Here is a 16,379-nt window from a genome sequence, read left to right as displayed (position 1 = left end):
TCACACTGAAGGAGTCCCCATGAGCGGAGCAGGAGCCCCGAACCTTTCCGTCGACGCCACCGGGCTGCGCGTCGCGATCATCGCCGGAAGCTGGCACGAGGAAATCATGACGTCGCTGGTGAGCGGCGCGCAGGAGACCCTCACGGGATCCGGCGCAGAGCACACCCTGTTCCGGGTCGCCGGCGCGTTCGAGCTGCCGCTCGCCGCGCAGGTGGCGCTCACCCCGACGAGCGCGGGCGGCGGCGGCTTCGATGCCGCGGTGTGCCTGGGCGTGATCATCCGCGGCGGCACCCCGCACTTCGACTACGTGTGCAACGCCGTCACCGACGGGCTCACCCGGGTGCAGCTCGACACGGGCCTCCCCGTGGGCTTCGGTGTCCTCACGGTGGACACGGAGCAGCAGGCGCTGGATCGCTCCGGCCGTCCCGGGGCACCCGAGTCGAAGGGCCAGGAGGCCGCCGAGGCCGCGCTGCACCTCGCCGTCACGGCGCGTCGGATCCGCGAGGCTGGGCCGACGCTGCGCCTCGTCCCCGGCACCGATCGGTAGTTCGCCGCTCGAACCCTCTCCGCTGCCGCGGCGGCTCACCCCGAGTTTCTTCAGAGGCCCGGGTCGAGCCGCCGCGGCAGCCCCCTGTCAGGGGCCGGCACTAGAGTTGATGCCATGTCTGAGCACCCCGCGGCCACCCCTCAGGAGCGACCGAAACGCGGCAGAAACCGCGGTACGTCGGCGGCCCCCCGCGGCCCGCGCGCTTCGCTGCGGGAGCTCATCCCCTACCTGTTCGAGCAGCGTCGCCTGCTCGTCATCGCGCTGATCCTCGGGGTGATCGGTGCGATCACCTCGCTCGTGCAGCCCCCCATCCTGGGGCAGCTCATCACCCGGGTCGAGTCGGGCCAGGCCCTCACGAGCCTGCTCGTGCTCCTGTCCGCGATCGTCGTGATCGATGCCGTGCTGAGCGGTTTCCAGCACTACGTGCTCCAGCGCATGGGCGAGGGGGTGGTGCTGACCAGCCGCAAGCAGTTGATCGCCAAGATCCTGCACCTCCCGATCGCGCAGTTCGATCAGCGTCGCACCGGCGACCTCGTCTCCCGCATCGGCAGCGACACCACCCTGCTCCGGGCCGTCCTCACGCAGGGGCTCGTCGAGGCGCTCAGTGGGCTGCTCGTGTTCGTGGGCGCGCTGATCGGCATGCTGGTCATCGACCCGCTGCTGTTCGGGATCACCTTCGGGGTGATCCTCCTCGCGCTCGTCGTCGTGGTGCTCGTGTCGGGCAAGATCCGCCCCGCCGTTGCGCAGGCGCAGGAGAAGGTGGGGGATCTCGCCGCTCAGGTGGACCGCTCCGTCTCCTCGATCCGAACCATCCGCGCCGCCGGGGCCGCCGAGCGCGAGCAGCTGGCCACCGAGGCAGACGCGAGCGCCGCGTACCGGCTCGGCCTCAAGGTCGCCCGGATCTCCGCACTCATCGTGCCGATCTCCTTCCTCGCGATGCAGCTGTCGTTCCTCATCGTGCTCGGGCTCGGCGGGTTCCGGGTCGCAACCGGGGCGATCACGATCGCGCAGCTCGTCATGTTCATCGTGTTCCTGTTCCTCATGATCACGCCGCTCGGACAAGCATTCGGCGCGATCTCCGCCGTCAACCAGGCCCTCGGCGCGCTCGGCCGGATTCAAGAGATCACCGCGCTCTCCACCGAGACCGCCGACGACGCGAAGCTCTCGCCGCTCGGCCAGATCGTGCCGCTGTCCGCGGTGAGCTCGCCCGCCGCCCCGGCGATCGAGTTCTCCGACGTGCACTTCACCTACCGCTCGGCCGCGCCCGAACGCGCCGACGTGCGGGCCCTCGTGCGCGCCGGCCGCGGCGCCGGGCGTGACGTACCGCCCGCCGAGATCGTGGAGACGCCCGTGCTGCACGGCGTGAACTTCACCGTGGATCGGGGCACCCGCGTCGCTCTCGTGGGCCCGTCGGGCGCCGGGAAGTCCACCATTCTCGGCCTGATCGAGCGGTTCTACGATCCGGAACAGGGCACCGTCTCCCTGTTCGGTGCCGATCTGCGCGCGCTCGACCGTACCGAACTCCGGTCACAGCTCGGCTACGTCGAACAGGACGCACCCGTGCTCGCGGGAACGCTCCGCGACAATCTTCGCCTGGGCGCGCCGCACGCCACCGATGAGGCCTGCGCCCGCGTACTGCGTGCCGTCAACCTCGGCGGACTACTGGGCCGCGCCGAGGGCGGTGCCGCGACCTCCGCGAATCCGCACACCGTGCCGGAGCTCACGCCCGAGCGGCTCGCCGCGGCCCTCGACCTGCAGGTCGGCGAGAGCGGAGTGATGCTCTCCGGCGGGGAGAAGCAGCGGCTCGCGATCGCCCGCGCCCTGCTCACCGCGCCGCCGGTGCTGCTGCTCGATGAGTCGACGGCGAGCCTCGACGGCGTGAACGAGCGGCTCATGCGCGAGGCGCTCGATTCGGTCGCGACCGGCCGCACCCTCGTGGTGATCGCGCACCGCCTGTCCACCGTCGTCGACTCGGACAAGATCGTGGTGCTCGAGGCCGGCCGCGTGATCGGCGAGGGCACGCACGCGGAACTCGTCGAGAGCACCCCGCTCTACCGCGAGCTCGCGAAGCACCAGCTCCTCGTCGCCGAGCCGGAGGCGTAGGGGCGGGCGGCGCGCCGGCGACGGTGCGCCCGCACCGGTGCACCGGTGCTGCCGGCGGTGCGTCCGCGTCGGTGGGCGACGGCGCTGCGCGCAGAAAGAGCCCTCCCAAACCGACGCATTTTATCTAGCCCGAGGCATTTTCTGCAGAGTTTGACTCGTGTGAGATAAAAAGGCTCGGGGAGGGTGCGGCGGTCGCGGGCAGGCGACGTCTCCGGGTGACCCCGGGGGCAGGGGCGAGGGCGACCCGGGGTCAGGGGCGGGCGTCGCGCGGCTCCCGGGTGAACACCCAGTCAATGCGGGGCTCGACGATGGGGCGGAAGAGCCACGAGACCCCACGCGTCGAGAGCAGCACGGTCAGCACACCGCCCGCGAGCACCAGGGCGAGCACTCCGAATTCCCCGAAGCTCCCGAACCAGTCGATCGCGCCGGGCCCGCGCAGCACCCACACGATCGGCCCGTGGAGCAGGTACACGAACAGCGTGCGGGTGCCCCAGGCCGTCATCACGCTCTCCCGGCGCGGCACCACGATCAGAAGCGCCAGCGTGAGCGCGGCGCCCACGGCGAGGAGCGCCGCGGTAACGAGCATCCCCCCGAGCACCACACCGCCCCAGGACGCGGGTTGCCACGCCCCGATCGGCGCGTTCGCGAACAGCCAGAAGTAGTCGTCTCGCCAGGTCAGCCAGCGGTCGATCCGCCACACGCTCAGAAGTTGCGGGACGAGCAGGAACGCGAGCGCCACCACGCCGAGCACCCCCCAGGCCGCGGCGCGGGCGGTGCGAGCCGGTGCGGTGAACCACTCCCCGATCAGCCAGCCGCGTTCCCTGGCCAGCCAGCCCAACATGAAGAACGGGAGGAACGCGAGGGTCCGCGACGCCGAGAACTCGGTGCCGATCGCCGGGAACATCCCCGAACCGAGCGCCAGCGCAATCGACACGAGCAGCGGGTGACGGAGCCGCGCCAGGTACGGGAGCAGGATCCGCATCGTCGCGAGCGACACGAGGAACCAGAGCGTCCAGGCCGGGGAGACCATGAACGAGGCCCCCGGAGCGCGCCCCTCGACGACCCCGCGAATCGCGGCCCAAATCAGTTCCCACAGACCCCAGGTCACGAGGAGCTGAACGGTGGAGCGGACGGCTTTCGGGGAGGCGTCGGCGCGCGAGAACATACCCGAGAGCAGGATCATGCCGGGCATGTGGAACAGGTAGATGTAGGCGTACAGCCCGAAGCCGAGGGCGGAATCGGTGCGAATGGTCGAGATCAAATGGCCGATCACGACCAACACGATGAGCACGAATCGGGCGTTATCCCACAGGGCGATTCGAGGCTTCGTCGTCGTGCTCACCCTGCCAACCTATACGGTGCCGCTGGCCGTCGTCTCGGTGCTTGCCGGGGGTGTCACTGCGAGCTCGGCTGCTACCCGATCGGCACGCAGGGCACGGGAGCTGGTCCACTCCCAGCCGCCCCACACGGCAAGCGCTGTGGGCAGCGCGTAGAAGAGGTGCGTTGAGTTCAGAAAGGTTTCTGCCGGGTTCGAGCTCGGTGAGCCGTAGGTGGATATCTGCACGACGAGCGAAGTGGCATAGCCGACGACCAGCCCCAGGCCGACAAACGCGAGGCGATGCCTGCTCCGCCGCGGTTCATGGCGCAGCAGCTTGCCGAGCCCGAAGGCGAGCGCGCCCGCGTAGCTCAGGCTCGCCAGCGCCGAGATCGGTACCGAGAAGAGCGGCACCAGCATCAGCGCCTGCGCTCCCGCGAACATCGGCAGCCCGTTGCGCAGTTGACTGATCGCGGTGATCACCAAGATCGTGATCGGCAGGAGCACGTTGAACGCGACGAAGGTGATGCCGAGGCCGCGGAGAAACTCGAGCCCCGTGAAATCCATGGGGCTCGCGGGCGTGCGCGGCGACGGTCGCATGGGGCGAATCGGGATCTGACCGGGGCTCGCGTCGCTCATACCCTCACCCTAGCCCCCCACCCCGCCCGCCTGCTCCTCTTGCCGAGACCGCACTTTCGCTCGTTCTCAAGCCGCGACACGTGCAGGATTGCGCTCTCGACGCGTCAAGAGCCAGGTTCCAGGCCAGGCCAAGCCTCAGGCTCCCCGCGAGGTAGGCACTGAGAAGCCACTTTCGCACGAAATCGGCGGCGCAAATGGGACAATACTGCGCGCTCGGCGGGGTGGTGCTTCGAGGTCACCCCACGGGATCACGCCACGGGATCACCCTGTGAGATCGACCGACGAGGGACACGCCAAAATGGGCGTTGACTAAGAGAAGTAATGGAGCCGCCTACCAGAATCGAACTGGTGACCTATTCATTACGAGTGAATCGCTCTACCGACTGAGCTAAGGCGGCCTGGCGCGGGATCGCTCTCGCGCACAAGCAATTACTCTAGCACGTCGCAGCGCCACCCAGCACACCGGCGACACTCCCGGGCGCGTGCCATGCGCGCGGGCCCGGCGCGGGGCGCCCTCACGCCACGCTGGCTGTCACCACGCCAAGACAAGGCTCAGGCCGAGCAGGCTCAGGCCGAACTGACGCAGACCGACCGCGCGCAGGCCGAGCAGGCGCAGGCCGACCGGACGCAGGCCGACCACGCTCAGGCCGAAGGGACGCAGGCCGACCAAGCCCAACCCCGCGAGGCTACACCGTGCAGCGCGGGTCGCTCGCGGGCACCGCGCCCGTGAGGAAGTACTCGCCGATCACGTCGGCCACACACGAACTCGTGGTGGAGGCGGTGTGACCTTCCCCCTCGTAGGTGACGAGCACGCCGCTCTCGAGCTGGGTGGCCAGCGACTCTGCCCAGCGGTACGGGGTTGCGGGATCGCCGGTGGTACCGACCACCAGGATCGGGGCCGCCCCGGCAGCCGCGACGGGGCCGCGCTCGCTCGGGCCCGCAACCGGCCAGGCCGCGCACCCGATGTCCCCGTACCCCTGGAATCGCCCAATCGTGGGGGCGAGCTTCGCAAGCTCAGCCGCGTCCGCCCGCATCTGCTCGCGGTCGAGCTCCCCGCTCGGGTAGTCGAGGCAGTTGATCGCGGAGAACGCCTCGGTCGAGTTGCTGAGGTACTTCCCGTCCTGGCGGTCGTAGTAGAAGTCGGCGAGGCTCAGCGCCAGCTCGGGATCATCCACCGCGAGCGAGCTGAACAGGTCGTCGAGGTAGCCCCACATGTCTTGCGAGTAGAGCGGGGTGATGATCGCGGTGAGCGCGACCCCGGAGTCGAGCGTGCGCCCGTCCGCCCCGGTCAGCGGGGTGTCTGCGATCCGGTCCAGCAGCGACCCGATCTGGCCCATTGCGGTGTCGACGCTGCCGGTGAGCGGGCAGGATCGCCGCTGCAGGCAATCGGTCACGTAGGCACGCAGCGCCTGCTCGAACCCGAGGGTCTGCTCGCGCACCACATCGCCCATGCTCGCCGCGGGATCCATCGCACCGTCGAGCACGAGGCGGCCGACCCGGTCCGGGTAGGCGTCGGCGTACCGCGCACCGATGTACGTGCCGTAGGAGAAGCCGAGATAATTCAGCTGTGCGTCGCCCGCGATGGCGCGGAGCATGTCGAGGTCCCGCACCGTCGAGTCCGTGCCGACGTGGCCGATCAGCTCGCCCGTACTCGCCACGCAGGCCGCCCCAAACTCGGCCTCGGAGGCGAGGGCCGCCTCAATCCAGGCGTCACTGCCGGGCTCGAGGTCCGCGGTGGCAGGGTCTGCCCCGAACAGGTACTCGTCCATGCCCGCCGCGTCGTAGCAGCCGACCGGGGTGGACTCCCCCACGCCCCGCGGATCCCACCCGATCACGTCGAACGATTCCTGCAGTGCGGGCTGCACGGCGTGGTCGACGCTATTCAGGATGTACTCGACCCCCGACGCGCCGGGGCCGCCCGGGTTCACGAGCAGGGTGCCGAGCTTCTTCGCGCCCGTGGCCGGGTGCTTCACCATGCTGAGCGTGATGGTCTCGCCCTCGGGCTCGTCCCAGTTCAGCGGCGCGAACACGGTCGCACACTGCATGCCGTCGCCGCAGTCCTGCCAGACCGGTTGCTGCTCCCCGAACCCCTCGACGGTGCCCGCGGGTTCGTCGGGAAGCACCGGGACGGGCGCGCCGGATCCGCCATCGCCAGACGGGAGTCCCGGGATCAGCGCGCAGCTGGTGAGCGCGATCAGCGCGGCGAAGCCGGCCGCGACGGCAGCGGGGACGCGGCCCCGGCGACGTGAGCGACGCACGGTTGCGAGGCGGGCCATTAGGCCTCCGTTTCGGCGATGATTGCGGCGAACAGGGCTTCGAGCACCAGGCCTGGCGTGATCCCGCGCCCGAGCCGCTCACGCGCGGTCTCCACCGCGGACACCACGGCCAGCGCCCGCGCTGCGCCCCAGCGTTCGGCGCGCTCGGCGATCTGCGCGGCCTCTTCGCGGTTGATGAGCTCGATCGCCTCGGTCGGCTCCTGCCCCGAGGCCTCGGCGTGCTCCAGGATCAGGGCCTGCAGCAGGATGTCGCGGAACACGGAGAGCAGATCGGTGAGGATCCGGTCGATTCCGTCGCGGAGGCTGCGGGTGGCGCGGCGCTTCTGGTCCTCTTCGAGTGCGCGCATCTGGGCGCGCATCTGCGGCGGGATCGCGGCCCCCGGGGCGAGCCCGAGGCTCCGCATCGCGTCTTCTCGCTCGCGCGCGTCGCGTTCCTCGGTGAGGGCCGCGGCGTCGGCTTCGGCGACCTTGACGAGGGCCGCGGCGGCGCGCATGGCGTCCCCGAGCGTGGCGATGCCGAGCGCGAGCTGGATGCTGCGGTCTCGGCGGGCGAGTGCGTCGGCGTCGCTCGCGAGGCGGCGCGCCATGCCGATGTGGCTTTGCGCCAGGCGCGCGGCGCGCTCCGCGGCAGCGGCGTCGATCCCGTCGCGCTCGTGGAGCAGGCGGGCGATGTCCTGTGCATTCGGGGTGACAAGGCGCAGCGATCGCGCACGCGAGCGGATCGTGGGGAGCAGGTCGGCCTCGCTCGGGGCGCAGAGGATCCAGATGGTGCGCTCCGGCGGCTCTTCGAGCGCTTTCAGGAGCACGTTGGAGGTGCGCTCCGGCATCCGGTCGGCGTCCTCGATCACGATCACCCGGTAGCGCCCTTCCGCGGGGGCGTAGTGCGCGGTCGTGACGATCTCGCGCGCCGACTGGATGTCGATCAGGAGCTTCTGCGTCGTGAGGACACCGAGATCGGGGTGCGTGCGGGCGCGCACCTGTTCAAAGACCCCGGCGCGCGCCTCGACGGTGCGGGCGATGAGTGCGGCGGCAAAACGGAACGCGAGGTTGGAACGCCCGGAACCGGGCGGGCCGGTGATCAGCCACGCGTGCGCGGCGACCGCGCCGGGCTCGGCGGCCCGGTGCAGGGTGTCCACGGCCTCGGCCTGCCCGACGATTTCTGCCCAGTATTCCACCCGAGAAGCGTATCGTGAGCCCCTGACAGCGTCCCTCGACAGCCCACTCGGACAGCCTCCTCGGACAGCTCCATCGGCAGCCCCTCGGAGAGCGCGCCTCGGCTACGCCCCCGGTAGGTCGACGTACCCGGCGGGCCCACGCTCGAACTCGGCGGCGCCCGCGCTGAGCTCCGCGACGAGGCCGGCGAGTGGCACGAGTTCCGACTCGGCCACGCTCAAGTGTTGCGCCACGCGGTCGGTGTAGTCCGCCGCGCCGATGCCGTAGCCGCGACGTCGCGCCTCGGCCTCGATCTGCGCGGCCACGTCGTAGCTGCAGTGCACGGTGACATCGTGCCGCATCGCGCGCTGCACCCGCTGCGCACGGTGCACGGCATCCGCGACCGAGCTGCGGTAGGCCCGGGTGAGTCCGCCCGCCCCCAGAAGCACGCCACCGAAATAGCGGGTCACCACCGCGACGACGTCGTGCAGCCCGGCCGAGGTCAGCGCGTCGAGCATCGGTGCCCCGGCGGTGCCGCTCGGTTCGCCGTCGTCGTTGGAGCGCTGGATCCGCCCCTCGGGGCCGAGCACGAACGCCGAGCAGTGGTGGCGTGCGCGCGGGTGTTCGGCCCGCACTCGGGCGATGACGGCGCGGGCGTCCTCTTCGGTGGTTACGCGCTCGAGCCGCGTGAGAAATCGTGACCGGGAAATCTCGATCTCCGCGTCGACGCTCGACCGGATGGTCTCGTACACCGCGTCCTCCCCGCTCCTACGTCCTGGCCTCGGCCCGGGTGGGTTCCCACCGGGACTCGCTACCATCGAGTCTATGGCTGGCGAGAGCGTACGGGTAGACACCTGGGTGTGGGGTGTTCGTTTGGCGAAGACCCGCAGCCAGGCGACCGCCGCGTGCCGGGCTGGTCACGTTCGCGTGAACGGGGCCTCGGCGAAGGCGGCGCAGGCGGTGCGGCTCGGCGACGAGGTCCGCGTCCGGCTCCACAACACCGAGCGAATCTACCGCGTGACCGGACTCCCCGTGCGTCGGGGCAGCGCCGTCGAGGCCGCGAAGCACTTCGAGGATCTGACGCCGCCCCCGCCGCCGCGGGTGGAACGGCCGGCAACGGTGGTGCGGGATCCCGGGGCCGGGCGCCCCACGAAACGCGACCGCCGCGAGATCGACCGGCTGCGCGGCCGGTCCTCGGATCCGGCGTGAGCGCGGCGACGGCGCGACCGGACGACCGGCCGGATGCACCTCTGGTACCGCGACCGGATGCGCCTCTGGCAGCGCGGCCGGATGCACCCTGCACGCTGGATCCGGCCGAGTGGACCGCACAGGCGAACGCGCATCGGGAGCGCGCGGAGGCGCTCAGCGCGGGGCATCGCGCGCGCACGATCCGCCGGGAGTCGCACCCGATCGAGGATTTCCTCTGGACCTACTATTCGGTCAGCCCGGGCGAGCTTGCCCGCTGGCACCCGGGGGCCGGCGTGGTCCTCGCCGGGGCCGCGGCCGAGCGGGGAGCCTGGCGGCACTACCGCGCCGCCGGGCCGGATCTCGCGGACGCGACGGTCGACCTGACGGAATTTTTCGCGCGCCGCGGCCGCACCGTCGATTACATCGAACGACTCCTGTCAGCCACGCTTGACCGCACCCCGCGCTTTGGCTGCTTCGGCCTGCACGAGTGGGCGATGGTGTACCGGCTCACCCCGGAACAGCTGCGCCACACCCGCCTGCCGCTGCGCATCGGGCACGCGGCGACGGATCGGGTCGTCGAATCGCACAGTATCGGCTGCAGCCACTTCGACGCGTTCCGCTTCTTCACCCCCGACGCGGTGCCCTTGAACACGGTGCAGCCGACCCGGGAGAATCAACTCGAGCTGGAGCAGGCGGGGTGCCTCCACGCCGGCATGGACGTGTACAAGTGGACCGCGAAGCTCAGCCCGATCGTGCCGGGCGCGGTACTGCTCGACGCGTTCGTCCTGGCCCGCGATATCCGCGAGGTCGACATGCGCGCCTCCCCCTACGACGTCGCGGGCTACACCGGCGCAGCCGGCACCCCGCTGACGCCCATCATGATCGAGACCGCCGACGGCAAGCGCGAGTACGCGCGACTGCAGCGGGGCTTCGCTGCGCGCGGCAACGCGATCCGAACGCGGGTGCTCGCCGCGATCGCCCACGCGCGCGAGGTCGCCGGGGTGCCGCTGCAGGATCCGGCGGACGCGCAGGCCGCATAACGCAGCGGCACCCCGGCTCGCCTCAGCGCACCGGCTCCTGCGCACGATCCGGCACGGCCCCCGCCGGTGCCGACTCCTTCCGCCCGCGGATCGCGCGGAGCGCGCCGAGGATCGCGACGAGATCCACGAGTTCCTGCATCCACGCCCCCACGATCGCGGGGAGGAAGCCGAACGCGGCGATCAGCATCAGGACGACGCTGAAGCCGATCCCCAGCCAGATGCTCTGCACCGCGATGCGCACGGTATCGCGGCCGATCCGCATCGCGTCGGCGACCCCGGCGATGCGATCGAAGCGGTTGACCACGTCGGCGGACTGGCTCGCCGCGGTGGAGCCGCGGGCCCCCATGGCGAAGCCGACGTCGGCGGCGGCGAGCACCGGGGCGTCGTTCAGGCCGTCCCCCGTCATGAGCAGCGGCCGCGGCTGAACGTCGGCGACAATCCGCACCTTGTCCTCGGGCGTGCACTCCGCGTGCACCTCCGAGATCCGGAGCCTCGCGGCGAGCGGGTTCGCGGTCGCCGCGACATCGCCGGTGACCATGAGGACGCGTTCGATCCCGCTGCGGCGCAGCTCGGCGACCGTGTCGATCGCGTCGTCGCGCAGCCGATCCCGCATCACGATCGTGCCGGCGAAGCGGTCGTTGCGCGACACATAGATGGCGAGCTCGCCCGGTTCCAGTTCCGCGTGCACCAGATCGGGCGCGGCCTCGCGCACCCAGGACGGTTTGCCCACCCGTACCGTGCCGCCGGCAAGCCGGGCGGACACCCCGTTCGTTGCGAACTCCTCCGCCGCGGCAACGGGGAGCAGCCCGAGGCGCTGCTCCTTCGCCGCCCGCACCACGGCGCTCGCCAGCACGTGTGAGGAGTACACCTCCGCTGAGGCGGCGAGCTGCAGGACGTCCTCCTCGGCAAAGCCGGGCTGGGCGACGATCCGGCGCGGCTCTGGCTTGCCCGTGGTGAGCGTCCCGGTCTTATCGAACGCCGCCGAGCGCACCTTCGCGAGCTGTTCGAGGGTGCTCCCGCCCTTCACGATCAGGCCCGCCTTCGCGGCGCGGCTCATGCCGCCCAGGAACGCGACCGGTGCCGCGATCAGCAGCGGGCAGGGTGTGGCCACCACGAGCACCTCGGCAAAGCGCACCGGATCGCCGCTGACGGCCCAGGCAATCCCGGCGATCGCGAGGGCGAGCACGGTGAAGGGGAGCGCGTAGCGGTCCGCGAGCCGCACGGTCTTCGCTTTGCTGCCCTGGGCCTCTTCCACGAGCCGCACAATCTGCTGGTACTGGCTATCCGCCGCGAGCGCGGTGGCCTGCATGCGGACCGCGAAACTCCCGTTGATCACGCCGCTGGCGACCTTCTCCCCCGCGGTGCGGTCGACGGGGAGGCTCTCGCCGGTGAGGGAGGACTCGTCGAACGAGGCCGCATCGTCGAGCAGGATCGCGTCCACCGGCACGAGCGTGCCCGGCCGCACGAGCAGCGTGTCTCCGACCTCGATCTCGCCGACGTCCACGGTCTCGGTGAGCTGCACCCCGTCCTCGTCGAGCTCGCCGAGCACGAGCCGGGTGGCCCGGCTCGGGGCGCGTTCGAGCAGGGCGGTGAGTTCCCGCTTGGAGCGGTTCTCGGCGTAGTCTTCGAGCGCCTGCCCGCCCGTCACCATGAGCACGACGACGAGCGCGGCCCAGGGCTCGCCGACCAGGACGGCCGCGGTGATCGCGATCACCGCGAGGATGTCCAGCCCGGCGTGCCCGCGCAGGAGCTGCCGCACCATGCCGACGGCCTCCCAGGCGGCGACGAGCAGGGAGTATCCCCCGACCAGCCACGGCGCGGCATCCCGGAATGGGGTGAGCAGCATGAGGAGCCCGATGGCCCCCACCGCCAGCGTCGTCGCGACTGCGGGGTAGGCGCGGAGTGCCCGGCGAATCCAGTTCATAGCTGCATTCTCTCGAAAAACCCCGGCCAGGACCACAGTTGAGGCATCGGGAAGGCACTGGACGGCGCGGCGCGGCGGACGCAGGGTCGGGCACGGCGAGGCCCGGCAAGGCACCCCAGCTGAGGGGCCGCCCGCTACGGCCGGATCGGCTCCCGCCGCAGCTCCGCCCACCGCGCCGGCGAGGTGCCGCGCTCCCGCGTGAACGCGCGGATGAACGCGGCGGAGTCGGAGTAGCCGCTGGCCTGCGAGATCGCATTCACCGTCATGCCGCTGTGCTCACGCAGGAGCAGCAACCGCTCGGCATGGGCAAGGCGGGTGCGCCGCAGATAGGCCGCCGGGGTGTCCGAGTCCTCGGCGAACAGCGTGTGCACCTGGCGCACCGACAGGTAGTGTTGGGCGGCCAGCTGGTCCACGGTCAACTCCGGATCACTCAGCTGTTCCCGGAGCGAGAGCCGCAGCTCGGCCAGCTGCGTGAACCGCCGCTGCCGCACCTGATCGTGCGGCGCAAGGATCGCCCGCACCACGAGCGCGAGCAGATCCCCGATCGCCCGCGCCAGGCTCTCTCCGGTGTCCGGCCCGAGCGTCAGCTCCGGCGACTCGACGCCCTCGATGAGCCCCTGCAGCGCGGCCTGCCCCGGCACCGCCATGTCGATGGGGACTGCGCTGACCCGCGCGGTCAAACGCCCGGAGAGTCCCGCGAGCGCGGGGGCCAGGTGCAGCGCGATGATGGTCTGCCCCGGCTCGCTGACCTCGTAACGCGACGGTACGCCAACCTCGCAGATGGTCACGGTGCCGGCGCGCGCGGTCGCCACCCGCCCGCGCTGCCGCAGCGTCGACTGCCCGCGGAGCTGCAGCGCCACCAGCACCCCGTCCTCGGCATCCTCGGCAATAAGCGAGGCGGGGCGTTCGGCGGCGAACGGTCCGGTCTCGATCCGGCTCACCCGCAACCCCGGGGTGATCTCCCGTTGCGCGATCCGCCCGGAGAACTCACTCCCCCGAGCCCGGCACCGCAGGGGGAAGAGGAGGCGGCTCGCCGCCCGCTGCCACTCCGACACATCCGTCACGCTCACCGTGTCCACCGTCGACATGCCACCCGCCCCTCCCACGGCCCGGGCCGCGTCCTCGCGTCAGCTCACGACCTGCGAGTGCGGCGGAATCCCCGGTCCGAGCCCGGAGGCCCGTGCAGACCGTGTCACCACCCGAGCAGACCCGGCACACGCCGAGGTGCTCGACCCGAACTACCGTGAGGGTACCGGTGAGTGTACACGGTGAACATCGGACGCGATGGGGCGTCCCTGAGTGATCGGAGATGGGCATGGCTGGCAACAAGACAGTGGTTTACACGGGTCCCGGAAGCGTCGCGGTGGAGTCGCTTGAGTACCCGACCCTCGAGATTCCCGCCGAAGTGGCCGAGTGGCTCGGGATCTCGCGCGCCGCCCCGCACGCGGTGATCCTGAAACTCGTCACGACAAACATTTGCGGCAGCGATCAGCACATGGTGCGCGGTCGCACCACCGCGCCGATCGGCCAGACCCTCGGACACGAGATCACCGGCGAGGTCATCGAGGTCGGCGCCGATGTGCTCTTCCACAAGGTCGGAGACATCTGCTCGGTCCCGTTCAACATCGCCTGCGGCCGCTGCCGCATGTGCGACGAGGGCAAGACCGGGATCTGTCTGAACGTGAACCCCGCACGCGCGGGAGCCGCCTACGGGTACGTGGACATGGGCGGCTGGCTCGGCGGCCAGGCCGAGTACGTCATGATTCCCTACGCGGACTTCAACCTGTTGAAGTTCCCGGATCGCGACGAGGCACTCGAGAAGATTCTCGATCTCACGATGCTCTCGGACATCTTCCCGACGGGCTATCACGGCGCGGTATCCGCGGGCGTCACGACCGGCTCGACGGTGTACGTGGCTGGCGCGGGCCCCGTGGGCCTGGCCGCGGCGTACTCGGCGCAGATCCTCGGCGCGGCCACCGTGATCGTGGGCGATATGAACGCTGAGCGACTGGCGCAGGCGCGCAGCTTCGGCTGCGCGACCGTGGACCTCTCGAGCGGCAACAGCCTCGCCGACATGATCGCCGACGCGGTCGGTGAGCCGGAGGTCGATGCCGCCGTCGACGCGGTGGGGTTCGAAGCGCGTGGCCACGGCGAGGGAGCCGGCGAGGCGCCCGCAACCGTGCTCAACGATGTGATGAGCATTTCGCGTGCCGGGGCATCGCTCGGTATTCCGGGGCTCTACGTCACCGGCGATCCGGGGGCCGTCGATGAGGCCGCGAAACACGGCCAGATCGGCGTGCGCCTCGGGCTCGGCTGGGCAAAATCGCACCGCTTCGTCACCGGGCAGTGCCCGGTGAAGCAGTACAACCGGAAGCTGATGAACCTGATCCTGGCGGATCGGGCGCACATCGCCAAGGCCGTGGGTGCCACGACGATCGGGCTCGACGACGCGCCTCGCGGCTACGCGGAGTTCGACGCGGGCGCCGCGCAGAAGTTCGTGATCGACCCGCACGGCATGGTCTCGTAGCGGAGACGCCCGAGGGGCGGGTGGGCAGCTGCCCACCCGCCCCTCGGCGCGTGCGGTTACCGTTCGTTGGCGATCTGCGTGTGGTGCTGAATCACCTCGGCCACCACGAAGTTGAACCACTTCTCGGCGAACTCCGGGTCGAGGTGCGCGTCCTCCGCGAGATTGCGCAGCCGGTCGATCTGTCGCGCCTCCCGCGACGGATCCGACGCGGGCATCTCGTTTTCCGCCTTCAGGACCCCGACCTCCTGCGTGCACCGGAACCGTTCAGCGAGCATATGCACGAGGGCGGCGTCGATGTTGTCGATGCTGGAGCGCAGCCGGTCGAGGCGCTGCTCCGGGGTCAGGGCGCTCACGAGCTAGACCTCGCTCAGCAGATCGTGGAGCTCGACCACCTGTTCGCGCTCCGGGCCCACGCCAACGGCGGAGAATCGCGCGCCGCTCATCGCCTCGAGCGCGGTGATGTAGTCCTGCGCGTTCTTCGGCAGCTCCGCGAAGGTGCGGCAGCCGGTGATGTCCTCGCTCCAGCCGGGGAACTCCTGGTAGATCGGCTTCGCGTGGTGGAAGTCGGACTGGTTCACCGGCATCTCGTCGTGGCGCACGCCGTTCACGTCGTAGGCCACGCAGACCGGGATCGTCTCGAGGCCGGAGAGCACGTCGAGCTTCGTGAGCACGAAGTCGGTGACCCCGTTGATGCGCGCGGCGTAGCGCGCCATCGGGGCGTCGTACCAGCCGCAGCGCCGAGCGCGTCCGGTGGTGACGCCGAACTCACCGCCCTTGGTCTGCAGGAACTCGCCCATCTCGTCGAACAGCTCGGTCGGGAAGGGGCCCGAGCCGACCCGGGTCGTGTAGGCCTTGATCACCGTGATGATGCGCTGGATCGCATGCGGCGGCACGCCCGAACCCGTCGCGGCCCCGCCGGAGGTCGCGTTGGAGCTCGTCACGAACGGGTACGTGCCGTGGTCGATGTCGAGCATCGTGGCCTGGCCTGCCTCGTAGAGCACCGTCTTGTCCTCGGCGAGGGCGTTGTGCAGCAGCAGCCCGGTGTCGCACACCATCGGCTCAAGCAGTTCGCGGTAGCTCAGCAGGTCCGCCACGACGTCATCGGCGGAGATCGCGCGACGGTTGTAGATCTTGACGAGCACCTGGTTCTTGAACTCGAGCGCCGCTTCGACCTTCTGGCGCAGGATCCCCTCGTCGAAGATGTCCTGGATCCGGATCCCCACGCGGTTGATCTTGTCGGCGTATGCCGGGCCGATACCGCGGCCGGTCGTGCCGATCTGGCGCTTGCCGAGGAAGCGTTCCGTGACCTTGTCCAGGGTGCGGTGGTACTCGGTGATGACGTGCGCGTTGGCGCTCACCTTGAGTCGCGAGACGTCAACGCCGCGCTCCTTCAGCGCGTCGAGCTCGAGCTTCAGCACGGCGAGGTCAACGACCACGCCGTTCGCGATGACCGGCACGACGCCGGGGGTCAAGATGCCCGACGGCAGCAGGTGGAGCGCGTACTTCTGGTCCCCGATCACGACAGTGTGACCGGCGTTGTTGCCACCGTTGAACTTGACGACGTAGTCGACGCGGCTTCCGAGGAGGTCGGTCGCGCGTCCCTTTCCTTCATCGCCCCACTGGGCACCGGTGATGAGTACTGCGGGCATTTCAGCCCCTTTCTGAGCA

15 protein-coding genes and 1 tRNA gene are annotated in these 16,379 nt (G+C 70.5%); 5 read left to right on the top strand and 11 right to left on the bottom strand.

The window, feature by feature from the left end; genetic code table 11:
- Window positions 1-19: 19 nt before the first annotated feature.
- Window positions 20-547, top strand: coding sequence for a 6,7-dimethyl-8-ribityllumazine synthase (gene ribH, locus D3230_RS04035; RefSeq protein WP_202343749.1), 528 nt, complete (start codon window positions 20-22; stop codon window positions 545-547).
- A 114-nt stretch (window positions 548-661) separates the two neighbouring features.
- Window positions 662-2,650 carry an ABC transporter ATP-binding protein gene (locus tag D3230_RS04030; RefSeq protein ID WP_202343748.1) on the top strand — a complete coding sequence of 663 codons (1,989 nt, stop codon included), beginning with the start codon at window positions 662-664 and terminating at the stop codon, window positions 2,648-2,650.
- Between the two features lie 250 nt (window positions 2,651-2,900).
- Here the strand turns inward: D3230_RS04030 and D3230_RS04025 are convergent, their stop codons facing one another.
- The 7 genes from D3230_RS04025 to D3230_RS03995 form a co-directional block, all read right to left on the bottom strand.
- Entirely contained in the window at window positions 2,901-3,992 is a 1,092-nt protein-coding gene (locus D3230_RS04025) for an acyltransferase family protein (RefSeq protein ID WP_202343747.1), read from the bottom strand.
- A 9-nt stretch (window positions 3,993-4,001) separates the two neighbouring features.
- Entirely contained in the window at window positions 4,002-4,604 is a 603-nt protein-coding gene (locus tag D3230_RS04020; protein WP_202343746.1) for a hypothetical protein, read from the bottom strand.
- Between the two features lie 322 nt (window positions 4,605-4,926).
- Window positions 4,927-5,002: transfer RNA gene (locus tag D3230_RS04015), tRNA-Thr, on the bottom strand.
- A 134-nt stretch (window positions 5,003-5,136) separates the two neighbouring features.
- Complete coding sequence (locus D3230_RS04010; protein ID WP_237466916.1) at window positions 5,137-5,280, bottom strand: hypothetical protein; 144 nt, start codon at window positions 5,278-5,280, stop codon at window positions 5,137-5,139.
- Window positions 5,281-5,290: 10 nt separating this feature from the next.
- Complete coding sequence (locus tag D3230_RS04005; protein ID WP_202343744.1) at window positions 5,291-6,880, bottom strand: alpha/beta hydrolase; 1,590 nt, start codon at window positions 6,878-6,880, stop codon at window positions 5,291-5,293.
- On the bottom strand, window positions 6,880-8,055 hold the full coding sequence (locus D3230_RS04000; protein ID WP_202343743.1) for a DNA polymerase III subunit delta': 1,176 nt from the start codon (window positions 8,053-8,055) through the stop codon (window positions 6,880-6,882). Before D3230_RS04000 ends, D3230_RS04005 begins: the two co-directional genes overlap by 1 nt.
- Before the next feature lie 102 nt (window positions 8,056-8,157).
- The gene (locus D3230_RS03995; protein WP_337249078.1) at window positions 8,158-8,784 is read right to left on the bottom strand and encodes a YigZ family protein; all 627 of its coding nucleotides are present in this window, start codon (window positions 8,782-8,784) and stop codon (window positions 8,158-8,160) included.
- A 73-nt stretch (window positions 8,785-8,857) separates the two neighbouring features.
- Here D3230_RS03995 and D3230_RS03990 point away from each other — a divergent pair, with 73 nt between their 5' ends.
- Together D3230_RS03990 and D3230_RS03985 are read left to right on the top strand one after the other, a co-directional pair.
- Window positions 8,858-9,241, top strand: coding sequence for an RNA-binding S4 domain-containing protein (locus tag D3230_RS03990; protein ID WP_202343741.1), 384 nt, complete (start codon window positions 8,858-8,860; stop codon window positions 9,239-9,241).
- Window positions 9,238-10,260, top strand: a complete 1,023-nt coding sequence (locus D3230_RS03985) for a 3-methyladenine DNA glycosylase (protein ID WP_337249077.1) — start codon at window positions 9,238-9,240, stop codon at window positions 10,258-10,260. Before D3230_RS03990 ends, D3230_RS03985 begins: the two co-directional genes overlap by 4 nt.
- A 22-nt stretch (window positions 10,261-10,282) precedes the next feature.
- Here D3230_RS03985 and D3230_RS03980 read toward each other — a convergent pair whose 3' ends face one another.
- Entirely contained in the window at window positions 10,283-12,184 is a 1,902-nt protein-coding gene (locus D3230_RS03980; protein ID WP_202343739.1) for a heavy metal translocating P-type ATPase, read from the bottom strand.
- Between the two features lie 134 nt (window positions 12,185-12,318).
- Window positions 12,319-13,272 (bottom strand): helix-turn-helix transcriptional regulator, encoded by a 954-nt coding sequence (locus D3230_RS03975; protein WP_202343738.1) that lies wholly within the window; start codon window positions 13,270-13,272, stop codon window positions 12,319-12,321.
- Between the two features lie 227 nt (window positions 13,273-13,499).
- On the opposite strand from D3230_RS03975, the gene fdhA reads away from it, so the two are divergent.
- On the top strand, window positions 13,500-14,711 hold the full coding sequence (fdhA, locus tag D3230_RS03970; protein WP_202343737.1) for a formaldehyde dehydrogenase, glutathione-independent: 1,212 nt from the start codon (window positions 13,500-13,502) through the stop codon (window positions 14,709-14,711).
- A gap of 56 nt (window positions 14,712-14,767) precedes the next feature.
- Here fdhA and D3230_RS03965 read toward each other — a convergent pair whose 3' ends face one another.
- Both D3230_RS03965 and D3230_RS03960 read right to left on the bottom strand, forming a co-directional pair.
- A complete protein-coding gene (locus D3230_RS03965; RefSeq protein ID WP_202343736.1) occupies window positions 14,768-15,064 on the bottom strand; it encodes a chorismate mutase in 297 nt (98 codons plus the stop codon).
- Between the two features lie 3 nt (window positions 15,065-15,067).
- Window positions 15,068-16,360, bottom strand: coding sequence for an adenylosuccinate synthase (locus tag D3230_RS03960; RefSeq protein WP_202343735.1), 1,293 nt, complete (start codon window positions 16,358-16,360; stop codon window positions 15,068-15,070).
- Window positions 16,361-16,379: the final 19 nt, after the last annotated feature.

It is taken from the genome of Leucobacter chromiireducens subsp. solipictus (genome assembly GCF_016758195.1).
Taxonomy (GTDB): Bacteria; Actinomycetota; Actinomycetes; order Actinomycetales; family Microbacteriaceae; genus Leucobacter; species Leucobacter solipictus.
This window is presented reverse-complemented; position numbering and strand designations above follow the sequence as displayed.